Here is a 12,632-nt window from a genome sequence, read left to right on the forward strand (position 1 = left end):
GGTTAATTGCATAACGCTCTTCTAACTTTCCTTGCGAAAATTAGCGGATCATCAACGTCTTCAATATTAACGTAAATCAAGAGTTGTTATGTAATTATACGTAATCAAATTCGCACGCTTAGAGAAAAAGAAAAATCTCTGAATCTAAGGTCAAGTTTGAATTCAACTCATCACAAATATACACTTGGATTGGACCGATACTTTTCCTATGATTATTCAGAAAGAATAGCGTATTTTTTCATATTAGGTGGTATTTTGTTTTGTTAGTTTGATGGTGATGTAGCGGTACTCCTTTTAAAATAGTAGAGTATAAACATGAAAAAACTCCTAACAAAATTTTGTTAGGAGTTTTTTTCAAATACGCGATATTTTTTTAATCTTCACTATCGATTTCTATCGTACCTGTTCTAGCACTAACTTTTAAACTATTTAACAGATTATCAGGTGTCTTAATTTCCACTTCATATTCAAATGTAGATTGTGCTAAGTTGTCATCTTCTAATTCGAATTCTTTTTTCACATTCATAATTTCTCCCTTTGTATGCGCTAAAGAAATTTCACGAACTTGTTTCTCTGTATAGTTTTCATTCTTTTTGGCATAGTTGTAACCTATACCATAATATCCACCAACAATAGCAATACCACTTACTAAAATAGCAATTACACTTATTATTATTTTCTTTTTATGTTTCAACATTTTCGTCCACTCCTTTATGATTAATCATCTATTCCAAATTTTGCTTCAAGCGCATTTTCTGCTTGCTCTAATTGATCTTCCAGTATATCGTATTCTTTTTCTTGCGCTTTATATTGTTCAATCGTTATCGTTCCAGCATGATAATTTGCTTCTAGCTGATTATCAGATACATCTATCTTGTCATCTAATTGATCAATTTCTTTTTTTGCTGCTAAATACGTATTTAAATTTTCTTCTTTTGATCCAACTGGTTTCGTGTTATTTGCCTTTTCAACGATAGATGTGACTTCGTTTTTGAAATCTTGTATTTGCTTCGTATCATTCGCAGCAGCTTGTGTTTTGATTGGTTCTTGTTGTAGTTGAGAACTTTCTTTTTGCAATGTATCATTCTCCACCTTCAGTTGTTGTACTTCTGTATTGTTATCAGCTTGAGTAGAACAAGCTGTTAACAATACACAAGACATTGCTCCAATCAACATCCACTTTTTCATTCTGTTTTCCTCCCTTTACATGTGCACCTTATCCTTGCCTTTATATTACTGAACAAACATTAAAGGAAGATTAATGTACAAAAAAATAAAATGATATAATTAAATCGTTTCTAATCTTTCTTTAATGTTTTGGAATTATACTGATACATATTAATAAGAAGAAAAGGAGAATGTTAATGCGAGTTCTTATTGTCGAAGATGAACAAGACTTACAAAATATATTAGTAAAACGTTTAAATGCAGAACATTATAGTGTCGATGCATGTGGGAATGGAGAAGATGCCTTGGATTATATAAACATGGCTACCTACGATTTGATTGTGCTAGATATTATGATTCCCGGAATAGATGGTTTGCAAGTATTACAACGATTACGCGCGGACAATCATACAACTCCTGTCTTGCTTCTTACAGCTAAAGATACAATTGACGATCGTGTAACAGGACTCGACTTAGGTGCGGACGATTATGTAGTAAAACCATTTGCTTTTGACGAATTGTTAGCAAGAATTCGCGTGTTAATGCGAAGAAATACAGGAAACACATCTAATGTGTTTGAAATCGCTGACCTAGTGGTAGATTGCAATATGCATAAAGTAACTAGAGGAGATCAGGTTATCACTCTTTCCAGTAAAGAATTTGCTATTTTAGAATATATGATTCGTAATAAAGAAGTTGTGCTCACACGAGATAAAATTGAGCAACATGTGTGGAATTACGACTATGAAGGTGGCTCGAATATTATTGATGTTTACGTCCGCTATCTTCGTAAAAAAATTGATAGCCAGTTTGAAACGAAGTTAATTCATACGGTACGAGGAACTGGTTACGTATTGCGAGTAGAATCATGAAAAGACTATCAATCAAAATGAGAGTAACCCTGTGGTATACAGGGCTAATTGTAATTATTATGGCACTCGTGTTAGCTTTTATTTTAACTTCTTCAGATCAAGTTTTGCTTTTTAATATGAAAAATCAATTGAAGAGCACAGTAAAAGAAAGCATGGAAGATATCGAATATAAGCATGGACAATTAAAGATCGACGATGATTTTCAAACGTTAGAAGATGGAGTAAATATCAGCATTTATAATAAACAAGGTGAGCTGCTGGCAGGAAATAGTCCAACAAGCTTTAATAAAACGACATCGCTTAAATCTGATGAAATACAAACCATTAAAGACAGTAATAAAGAATGGATTGTATATGATTTTCTCCATAATGCAGGCGGCGATGAGCAAGTCTGGGTTCGTGGAATAATGACTATGAACCAATTATCATCAACGATGAATACACTTATTGTAGTAACACTCATCTCATTCCCATTACTTATTCTTATTGCGGCAGTCGGAGGATATTTTATTACGCAAAGAGCATTTCGACCTGTGCAACAAATGAGTGATTCAGCCAGTAAAATTAGTGATGGTAAAGACCTTTCGAAGAGAATTCATTTACAAGGTTCACCGAAAGACGAAATGTATCATTTAGCACAAACCTTTGACAAAATGTTTGCGCGATTGGAAACATCATTTGAAAGTGAAAAACAATTTACATCTGACGCATCTCATGAATTGAGAACACCAACATCTGTTATTATTTCACAATGCGAATACGCTTTATCGCAGAGAAATAACCCGAAAGAAATGGAAGAATCGTTAGAAGTCATTTTAAAGCAATCACGTAAAATGTCCGCGCTACTATCCCAACTCTTATTATTAGCAAGAGCTGACCAAGGAAACCATAATACTTTCCAATTTGAGTGTATCAATATGAGTGAATTAACGGAAATCGTTGTAGAAGAGCTTTCATTAATGGTTCCAGAAGCATCGATTGATATCACAACTCATATAGAGGAAAACCTGTTTATGAAAGCAGATCAAACATTGATGATGCGTTTATTAATGAATTTACTAACGAATGCGATTGCTTATAGCAAAGCGAACGGCACTGTGCATATGCAACTGTTCCGTGATGGAACCAACATAATAGGTAAAGTCTCCGATAATGGCATAGGCATCAGCGAGCAACATATTATGAAAATATGGGACCGCTTCTATCGAGTTGACGCAGCACGAACATCTTCAAGCACCGGAAACACAGGTTTAGGATTGTCGATGGTAAAATGGATTGTCGAACTACATGGAGGAGAAATTACGGTTGAAAGTAAATTAGGAGAAGGTAGTACTTTTACCTTTAAACTACCAATTGAAAAACGAGCATAATGTATGAATGTTTGTAACTTCAGAATAAAGATTCTTCAATCCTTATATAGCAGTAATCGACGCATTTTAAACAGCATCGATTTTATCATGTTGGACAACCTGTTCTGTTAAGTTGATAGGCATATGGAAAAATATCAAAATAAAACCCCAGAAATCAAAAGGTCTCTGGGGCTTCATTATATATTTAGCTCTTTTTGCTTTTTGTTTTGTTTATGTCTATGTAGCAATTTTCGACTTATGAGAGAAATCAGTAATAAAATCAGTATGAGTACGAAAATCTGCATAAATGACAAATCAAAATATTTAGCACCTGTAACGATTAAAAGTGTAGAAATTGTACCTTTTACAATGAAAAAAATAATAATCCATAATCCGCCTTTTTTCCAGTTCATTTTTATATTACCCTTTCCTACTTTTTAATTCTTAAATGGGACACCTTAATAAAAATCTATTATATTAGTAAACTTTTTCATAAAAATCATATAAAATTACATGCGACGATTCCATCATAAATGAAAATGATATTCAGTGTCAATTTTATTGATTATTTGAATACATATCATCTCAATCTCTTTCCAATTTGTTTCTTATAGGTAATGAACTCTTGTCTTCAAACAAAAAACACCTCCATTAAATTTACATACTTCGTATGCGAATTCAAGAGGTGTCTTTTCATGTACCATTAAGTAAAATTTCCTGCTTTATGTATTTCTTAATACGTAGCTATTTTCTAGTACACAATAACTGGATCATTCGTGTTCAAACTATCATATACAGTTTTTGCAACATTAGGAAGAAGGTTTACACACCCGCCTGATCCCCCTGTTACATAAGCATTATTTCCCCAGTCTTTTCGCCAGCCGGCATCATGGAATCCTTGACCACTATTTGTGAATGGAACCCAGTAATCTACTTTCACTGCATAATCAGCTTTCCCTACTGCGCTGCCTCTCAGCGTGTATGGAGTTCGTTTATATAAAACGTACCACACACCTGGTGATGTATCTTCACCCGTGCTATGTTTACCCGTTACTACATTTGTTGTAACGACTAATTTTCCATCTTTATAAATCCAAATTTGTTGATCTGCAATAGAAACTTCCGCATATGTGTCTCCGATGCCATTATTCGATGTTGTTTCATAGCCGATACCTTCCTTCTCCCAACCATTTCCGTGAATATTAGAAGCAGAAAGCGATTTTTCACCTTTCTCAAAGGCTTGTTGAACTAGTTTTGTTTCTTTTTCCACATTTAGTGCCCAGCCGTATCCTTGTCCTTTTACTGATATGACTGAACCAGAATGTGTTTTAAAAGCGAAGTCTTTATGTAATGTAGATTTTTCCTTATTAATTTCAGTAATCTTATTCTTAATATCGCTCGCATCGATTGTCACTTTCATATCCTTTGACATAGACGCATTTTGAATGAGATCTTTCGCTTTTAATGAGTACACTTCATTCTGCACTTTATAATCAACAGACTGCCCAAGAAGATTCTGTAATGCTTTTTCTTCTTTTTTAATGATTGGATCGTCTTCTTTAATAGGTTGTATGTATGCAGACTTTAAATGAATTTCGCTTTTATGCTTCTGCTTGTCGTAATCTTTTAGTAGATTCGTAACGTCATACTGCTTTCCATCAACGCTCTTCGAAATTACAACTTTTCCTTGTTCGAGCTTCGCCATAGCATCTTGAGGCGCTTTTAAATTTTCATTCATAGAAACAAGCTTTTCTTCTACAAGTTTTTTCATCGTTTCACTACGATACTGATCCGCTTCTTTCGGTAACAATGAATAATCTTTTTCCTTTGTAGAAGGGAAAAATGTCCACTGACTTTTTAATAGTTTCTTAACTTGTGGCAAGTCTTTTTCCGTTAGCTCCGTTTTTGTATCTTGTTCATCTAAAATTTGTTGTTGATCAATATAGACTTTGTTTGCTAGTCCAGATGTTTTTAATTCCTGCATTGCCTGATCGGCGCTCAAACCACCGACTTTTGTATCATTAATCGTAACATTTGAATTGAAGTGAGTTGCCTGGTAATAACTCATTCCCCCAATAAGAATTGCAACTACACCGCCACCCGCTGCGATAAGTTTCCAATTTGTAAAACGCTTTTTTGATCTTACCCTTTTTTTCTCAACTTCTTCAACTGATTCTTTTACAGTATTGTTATTCATCAATCTTTCCCCCGTATACATTAACGTCAATCGATTTTAAACCAAAACCATTGAATAGTGTACCTTATTTTTCCTGAAATTTCATTGTTTTTACCAGATTTCATCTCATTTAATCGATTAAAGTCAGATTTTTTAATAGTAAGATATATAAAGATGATAGATAAAGTGAAAAAGGGACCACACTAATCGAGCTATTACAAGCCCTCGCATTCGCCGAATTTTGAAGGGCGATACTACTTAACTTAGTAAAATAATTTTGGGATGGTTCAAGTCAGAGGAAGGCACCATAGGATGTCTATTATTTATGAAAAATATCCACAAAAAAGGGTCTACATGTAAACTCTTTTTTGTGAATATTTTAATGTCGCATAATTTATACATTTAAATGCAAACCATGCTCCCTGCTTTCCACCATGTTTCACAACATTTACTATCGGCCTAACTAGTTTCACCTTATGATCTTTATCATCAAGAATTTCAAGTTTCTTTAAATTAAATATGTTTGTACCACGCTTTATTGATACGTTTAATCTTTACAGGTGTTGAAGTTTTAGACTCATCCTTTGTTGTAATCCTATTATTAGAACATCCTGCAATGGTGAGGCAGCATGTAGCCAATAAAACTAATAATATTAACTTCTTCAAATAGCCACTCCTATATAAGGGAAATATTATATTAAGAAAATTAAACATAACATCGAATCTTTGTAAAAACAATATATTTCCTAGTTTTATTATTCATTGGCAGATTCATGCTAATCAAGTCAATGTCCAATTTCCATTTTATCCGATTCTCAATATTTATTCCAACATAAAAAGATAGCTATTATTGTTGAAAAATAAGTATCTCTCAAAATGCAAAATACGAACTGAATTCCTATAACCCTATATACATTTATTCAGCTAATTTCTCTCCTGTAACGATTTGAAACAACGTGGTTGCATATTTCCCTTCTAATAGAGCGTACTGATTATCCCCCGCCTTAATTTCCAATTTCTCCTTATTAGCACTTACCCAAATTTGATACAACACAGCTTTCGCCTCTATGTTCGGATTTTTAAATTGAAAAATAAAATGATAATCAGCTGGACGAGACATTTCCACTTTTTTATTTTCAAAAGTAGTATCATGTAATATTTTCTTTACTTGTAACACTTCATTATTATCTGTCACTACCTTAAGATCTTCATATTCATTATCACCAATACGTTTTTGCACTTCGATTCTTTGCTCTTCATTTTCTAGTACATTTGAACAGCCGATTATTATGAATATACAGATACTAATAATAACTAGAGGCCAATTTCTCACTCTCATATGAATACCCTCTTTTCAATACAAGATATCCCCTATTGTAAAATAAAGGTAATTAATTTACACTTAAAAATATAAAGAGGAAGGAGTGTCGTTCTATGCAGTTACAAACATACACTTGGAAAAGTTATACGTTTCTCATTGTAAGTATATTCGTTACTATTAATCTCTTTCTCTTCACACCTATTTTAGACCGAGTTGGAGTAAAATATGTCGTGCCTTTCGCCTACTTCATATTAGCTTCCGCTGTTATAGCAATCCTATTAGCGGTCATCTCCTTTTGTAGCCGAGCTGAGAAGAAAATGTTAGCCATTATCGGTTTATGTTTTACGCTATGTAACACAGCGATTATTTTATTTTTCCTTTGGTTTGGTTACCATTTTACTTAAGTGAAATACAAATAAATCCCATAAGCCACAAATGAAATGAGTAAAATAGAAATGCCGAGTATCGTGTATATAATCCATTGTAAGTTTGAACTCATATACGCCCTCCTCTCACCTTCTAACAATTCCAGTATATAACAAAAAAGCATTGGATACCCAATGCTTTTTTACACTTACGCAAATAAAGATGTATTCGCATATAAAGCTGGTGAACCACCTGAATGTACGAATAAAATATTGTCTTCTTTATTAAATGTACCTTTTTTAATTAAGTCGATTAGTCCCGCTACTGCTTTACCTGTATATACTGGATCCAGTAAAATACCTTCTGTTTTCGCGAGTAATTGAACTGCTTCCACCATTTCCGGCGTTGGTAACGCGTAACCTGGTCCTACATACTCATCAAAGCATGTAACAGCTTCGCGAGGGATAAAGTTCGGAATACCAACGTGAGCTGACGTTTCCTCTACAAGTTTTGCTACTTTCTCTTCTTGTTCTGCTTTTCCTCTACTTACGTTGATTCCGATTACAGGAATTTGACTTTGTGTTCCAGCAAAACCAGTAATTAAACCAGCGTGCATACCAGCGCTACCGCTTACGCAAACCACTGAGCTGAAATCAATTCCTTGATCGAATGATTGTGCCATAATTTCTTGCGCACAAGCAACGTATCCCATTGCACCAGTAGGATTTGATCCACCAACTGGTATTACATATGGTGTATTACCTTTTTCACTAACTTCATTCGCGACTTTATGCATCTCTTCCATCAGATCTGCTCCGTTCGGTACAACAATTACGTTTTCAGCACCTAATAAGTGATATAAGAAATAGTTACCGTTAAAGTCTCGCTTCTCTTCTGGCTCAAGCCCTTCTTCTAATACAAGAATACATTTCATTTTTTCTTTTACCGCAGCTGCAAGAGTTAGACGGCAATGGTTTGACTGAATACCACCAGCTGTAATTAACGTATCTGCACCTTTTTCCTGTGCATCCGCAACTAGAAATTCTAACTTTCTTGTCTTATTACCACCAGCTGTTAAACCAAGTAAATCATCTCGTTTAAAATAAATAGTCGGCCCGCCAAGTGCCTCAGAAAAATTGTTTAACTTTTCAATCGGTGTATATGACTCTGTATATTTTTTTCTCGGGAATTTAGCTAAATTCATGAATAACGCTCCTTTGTACTTCTTTCATAATGTATGTAACGATACTATTATTACATGTAAAAATGATGAAGTCACCTTTCTGGTGGAAAAATGTATTGGAATTCGGTTTTGGTGCATGAAATTGTATTGATAATTTTAATTTCATTACGGTACGTGAAATTACACTAGTAATTTTAACCTAATTACGGTACATGAAATTTATATCGACGATTTTTTCAATATATCGACAATTCGACATGAGATATCGACTTACCGACAAAAAGCGACAACACAAAAAGACCCACTCATTAAAAAGTGGGCCCTCTTCCAATCACTTATTTGCCGAAAATCGAAGAAGCTGCGTTAATCCTGGTTCTAAATTCATTTCGCCTTGATGGCGTACGTATACAGTCTTGTTCCCATCAAATTTTGGAGGGTTCCCTTTACTGTATGTGTACCACTCATTCGTTCCTTCTACATTGTACTCCATATACTCTGTTGCACCGACAATTACATTTTTACTATCATCAGCTGTTACATCTGGTGCCATTTGTGCGACTTTCGCATCACTAATGAATAGCTTCTTTATATCCTTATCACGTTTATAATCGTATGCTGTTACAATTACATCGTTACCATGCGCGTTTATTTGCAATCCTTGTTTAAACGAAGAACCATCCGGAGCATGAATCTCGCCGCCATTAGGACCAGCTGATCTCCAGCCTGTTTCAATACCACCCGTATTTACAACTGTAAATCCTTTTTCATCTCCGCCTGCAATTTTCTTTTTACCAGCCCAGTCTGGTAAATTTAAATCCCAATGCGTATGGCTCGTGAAAAAGACAACTTGCGGGTAATCTTTTAATATATCGTACAATTTATCCACGTTTAAATAGTCATTTAAATACGGTGATTGTCTTGATCCAGAAATAGAATCAGGTAACACGTGATGAGAGAAAATAAAAATTGGCTTATTTTTATCTTTTTGACTGTAGTCTTCTAAATTTTGTTTCAGCCAACTTAATTGTTCCTCACTTAAGTACACTTGATCTGACATTTTTGAATCATAGTATCTCATATATTTTTCTGTCCCTAAAAATAAAAGCGGATAACCATCTAACTCTTTTTTATGGTACACCTTTTCTTGTCCGCTAAATTTCAAATATCGGTTAAATAGTGTTTCTTCTGCTACACCGTTTGGCCATGTACTTTGAGATAACTTTCCATCAGCTGTCCATTTTCCAGCGTAAAACTCATGATTCCCAATAGATGACCATACATTTTCCGGAAGCTTATTTTTGCTTAACACACGTTTCACATCATCATATTGTGACTGCTGTCCATCTGGCGTTATATCTCCATTCATAATAAGCGCTCTAGATAACGGCGTCACTTTGTTCATATCCTTTAATACGTGATCAAAATCCGATAAATCCCCTTGAATGTCACTAATAACGTTAAAAGTTGTAGCTGATTTTTGGACTTGTTCTTTCCCCTCAGCATTCATAGAAAACGTTGGTAATAACACTGCCATAACTGCTAATGAAGTAACTGTCTTTTTCATACACTTTCTCCTCCTCATATTAGAATATACTGACATGCACCGCTTTCTCTTAGATGCTTGTCCAATTCACATTATAAGGAGGGATTGTAAAGGTAGATGACGTTAAAAATTAATTGTTTTTTAAGAGGTTTTGTCGCTTTTACACTACTCATGATGCTACCTTTTCAATTACCACATTAATATTAAATGAATGTATAGTTACACGATAAACCTCTTCGTTTAACATGTTGTATTTTAATCTACTTTACACACTCTCAATAAAGCACTTTATCCCTTCAAATTTTCTTCATTTAATCCGCACAACTCTTGTAAAATAAACCGTCCATCTTTTCTTATCAGCACGTCATCGAACCAAATTTCACCGCCGCCATACTCTGGCCTTTGAACGCTTACCAAATCCCAATGTATCGCTGATTTATTTCCGTTGTCTGCACCTTGTAACGAATCTCCAATTGCTATATGATAACTACCATTTATTTTTTCATCAAATAACGTATTATTCATCGGGTGTAATATGTAGGGGTTAACCGCCAGTGCGAATTCTCCCATATATCTTGCTCCCTCATCCGTATCCAGAATTCGATTTATTCGCTCTGTATCATTTGCATATGCCTCTATTATTTTCCCATGCTTCATATGTAACTTTATATTTTGAAACGCATAACCTTGTTGAATAGATACTGTGTTACATGTTATTACGCCATTCACTGAATCTTTGACAGGTGCTGTATATATTTCGCCATCAGGGATATTATCCGTGCCATCCCCCTTTAAAACGCCTATTCCTTCAATGGAAAACTCCAAATCCGTTCCTTCTCCAATAATCCTCACTCGTTTTGTCTTTTCCATTAATTCTTTTAATGGCTCCATTGCTTTTGACATATTGTTGTAATCTATCGTACATACATCATAGTAGAATTTTTCATAAGCCTCCGTGCTCATATTTGCTTCTTGCGCAGAAGCCGCATTCGGAATGCGAGTTGTCACCCATCTCGTTTTATATACAGCTTCACTATGAGCTTTTCCAAATATCTTTTGATATAACTTCATTTTTTCTCCTGGTACATCTGCTAATTCATATGCATTTCTAGGGCTACGGAGATTCATATACACTTGCATTTTACTTAATCGATAACACTCCCAATCTGCTAATAACTTAAATTGTTCTTCAGATCCTGACAAAATTAATTGCCTTGTAACAGAAACATCACGCATTGATACATGCGCATATCCACCTGCCTTTTCCACTGATTTAATAATTTCACGAACAACTGCAGGATCTATTTCTGTGACACTTTGAATCAACACTTGATCACCAGGCTGCACTTTCGTAGAATGGTTGACTAGTATATCCGCTAATTTAGATAACCCCTGCTTCACTACACCTCTCACCCTTTCATTTCCGTTTCAAAAACGTAATAAAAAAGAGAAATACCCTTTAAACATTTCTCTTTTCCATCCAAACGATAGTTAGAAAATAAATCATTAAAAATATAATATATAAATTCTATAACGAGGGTATTGCAGCGACACTCAAATAAAGAGTTCCTGGCAACATCCAAATGCAGCAAACGACCATAAAAGCCTTTTTCCTTGCCACTGCCACAATTACTGCTAGAAAAGAAGGAAGTAAGAACATGAAAAATACAGTAATATATACTTCCTTATCAAGCTCTTGATTGCTATATGGGTTGAAATATAGAAAAACAATTGTAAGGATAAAAATACTTATAGCAGCGGCTACCCCTATATAATTCTTCATCATTCCCCGCCTTCCGATAGCAATGTACTTAATACTTTCCATTCCTGCTATTTATATCTTCCGCTCCATACAGAACTCTCTTTGGGTTCACAACAATTAAAGCAGCTGCAACTACTAAATAAAAAATCGCATTATACATGATTAGATCGATTAAGTTTCCGTTTATGATACCAATAAAGAAATTAAAGAATTGATGGATAATGATTGGAATGGTTAAATTTTGATTTAAATTATAAAATGCAGTCATGACGATTTTAATGGATATGATAGAAATCATAAAAAATAATATATATTTGAATAAATCAACTCCTACAAATCCTGTAGTAAACCAAATAGGTAGGTGCCACATTCCCCACCAAAAACCAATAATTAGCGATGCTTTTAATGGTGAATACTTCTTTTGAAGTTCAATTTGTGCAAAGCCTCTCCATCCTAGTTCTTCTCCCAATGGCCCCGCAAGCAAGTTTTTAACAAAGAAATAGATTAGCATTCCCCATGAAGAGACAGTAAAAATAGAGTCTACTTTACTATTTTTAGATACGAGAAATAAAATCATCAAAAATATGAAGACTTGAATCATAATTGTAGTAATAATCACAGAAAATTTAAGTTTATTCTTGAATTTCTCTTTTACAAACTGTATCAAGCTCTGCCCCGGATAGATTTTCTTAAATAGCACGGCAAAAGCAAAAGTTGAGGACCAAGACGATATACAGAACATTACATCAAAAACCCATGCTGGGAATCCTAGTATACTTATAGCACCTACAAGCAAAAAAAATGGCAGAAAAATGATATTGGTTAGTACGATAAAACTCGCTACTGGTTTTTTGAGTTTCTTTTCCCTATTCATGCACAATCCCCATTTCAAA

13 protein-coding genes and 1 pseudogene are annotated in these 12,632 nt (G+C 34.4%); 3 read left to right on the plus strand and 11 right to left on the minus strand.

Annotated features, from left to right (window positions below):
* Positions 1-2: 2 nt before the first annotated feature.
* From BAQ44_RS11925 to BAQ44_RS11935, 3 genes and pseudogenes are all read right to left on the minus strand, one after another.
* Positions 3-80, minus strand: a pseudogene (locus tag BAQ44_RS11925) (DUF1259 domain-containing protein); the annotation flags it as partial.
* A 293-nt stretch (positions 81-373) separates the two neighbouring features.
* The gene (locus BAQ44_RS11930; RefSeq protein WP_071721776.1) at positions 374-697 is read right to left on the minus strand and encodes a PepSY domain-containing protein; all 324 of its coding nucleotides are present in this window, start codon (positions 695-697) and stop codon (positions 374-376) included.
* Positions 698-717: 20 nt separating this feature from the next.
* Positions 718-1,188 (minus strand): putative periplasmic lipoprotein, encoded by a 471-nt coding sequence (locus tag BAQ44_RS11935; protein WP_071721777.1) that lies wholly within the window; start codon positions 1,186-1,188, stop codon positions 718-720.
* 176 nt (positions 1,189-1,364) lie between these two features.
* Between BAQ44_RS11935 and BAQ44_RS11940 the strand changes: the two genes are divergently transcribed.
* Both BAQ44_RS11940 and BAQ44_RS11945 read left to right on the plus strand, forming a co-directional pair.
* A complete protein-coding gene (locus tag BAQ44_RS11940; RefSeq protein WP_071721778.1) occupies positions 1,365-2,039 on the plus strand; it encodes a response regulator transcription factor in 675 nt (224 codons plus the stop codon).
* Complete coding sequence (locus tag BAQ44_RS11945) at positions 2,036-3,409, plus strand: sensor histidine kinase (RefSeq protein ID WP_071721779.1); 1,374 nt, start codon at positions 2,036-2,038, stop codon at positions 3,407-3,409. The genes BAQ44_RS11940 and BAQ44_RS11945 overlap by 4 nt, the downstream gene beginning before the upstream one ends.
* Before the next feature lie 176 nt (positions 3,410-3,585).
* Here the strand turns inward: BAQ44_RS11945 and BAQ44_RS11950 are convergent, their stop codons facing one another.
* From BAQ44_RS11950 to BAQ44_RS11960, 3 genes are all read right to left on the minus strand, one after another.
* Positions 3,586-3,801 carry a hypothetical protein gene (locus BAQ44_RS11950; protein ID WP_046954849.1) on the minus strand — a complete coding sequence of 72 codons (216 nt, stop codon included), beginning with the start codon at positions 3,799-3,801 and terminating at the stop codon, positions 3,586-3,588.
* 338 nt (positions 3,802-4,139) lie between these two features.
* On the minus strand, positions 4,140-5,585 hold the full coding sequence (locus BAQ44_RS11955) for a L,D-transpeptidase family protein (RefSeq protein WP_071721780.1): 1,446 nt from the start codon (positions 5,583-5,585) through the stop codon (positions 4,140-4,142).
* A gap of 895 nt (positions 5,586-6,480) precedes the next feature.
* Positions 6,481-6,903, minus strand: a complete 423-nt coding sequence (locus BAQ44_RS11960) for a hypothetical protein (protein ID WP_071721781.1) — start codon at positions 6,901-6,903, stop codon at positions 6,481-6,483.
* Positions 6,904-6,998: 95 nt separating this feature from the next.
* On the opposite strand from BAQ44_RS11960, the gene BAQ44_RS11965 reads away from it, so the two are divergent.
* Positions 6,999-7,289 (plus strand): hypothetical protein, encoded by a 291-nt coding sequence (locus tag BAQ44_RS11965; RefSeq protein ID WP_071721782.1) that lies wholly within the window; start codon positions 6,999-7,001, stop codon positions 7,287-7,289.
* Positions 7,290-7,459: 170 nt separating this feature from the next.
* Here the strand turns inward: BAQ44_RS11965 and cuyA are convergent, their stop codons facing one another.
* From cuyA to BAQ44_RS11995, 5 genes are all read right to left on the minus strand, one after another.
* Entirely contained in the window at positions 7,460-8,455 is a 996-nt protein-coding gene (gene cuyA, locus BAQ44_RS11970; RefSeq protein WP_071721783.1) for a D-cysteate sulfo-lyase, read from the minus strand.
* Positions 8,456-8,765: 310 nt separating this feature from the next.
* A complete protein-coding gene (locus tag BAQ44_RS11980; RefSeq protein WP_071721784.1) occupies positions 8,766-9,998 on the minus strand; it encodes a DUF4073 domain-containing protein in 1,233 nt (410 codons plus the stop codon).
* Between the two features lie 267 nt (positions 9,999-10,265).
* Complete coding sequence (locus tag BAQ44_RS11985) at positions 10,266-11,378, minus strand: aminopeptidase (RefSeq protein WP_186369192.1); 1,113 nt, start codon at positions 11,376-11,378, stop codon at positions 10,266-10,268.
* Between the two features lie 127 nt (positions 11,379-11,505).
* Entirely contained in the window at positions 11,506-11,763 is a 258-nt protein-coding gene (locus BAQ44_RS11990) for a hypothetical protein (RefSeq protein WP_249024727.1), read from the minus strand.
* A gap of 25 nt (positions 11,764-11,788) precedes the next feature.
* Positions 11,789-12,613 carry a CPBP family intramembrane glutamic endopeptidase gene (locus tag BAQ44_RS11995; RefSeq protein WP_071721786.1) on the minus strand — a complete coding sequence of 275 codons (825 nt, stop codon included), beginning with the start codon at positions 12,611-12,613 and terminating at the stop codon, positions 11,789-11,791.
* Positions 12,614-12,632 lie beyond the last annotated feature (19 nt).

The sequence above is a fragment of the Bacillus mobilis genome (genome assembly GCF_001884045.1).
GTDB lineage: Bacteria > Bacillota > Bacilli > Bacillales > Bacillaceae_G > Bacillus_A > Bacillus_A mobilis.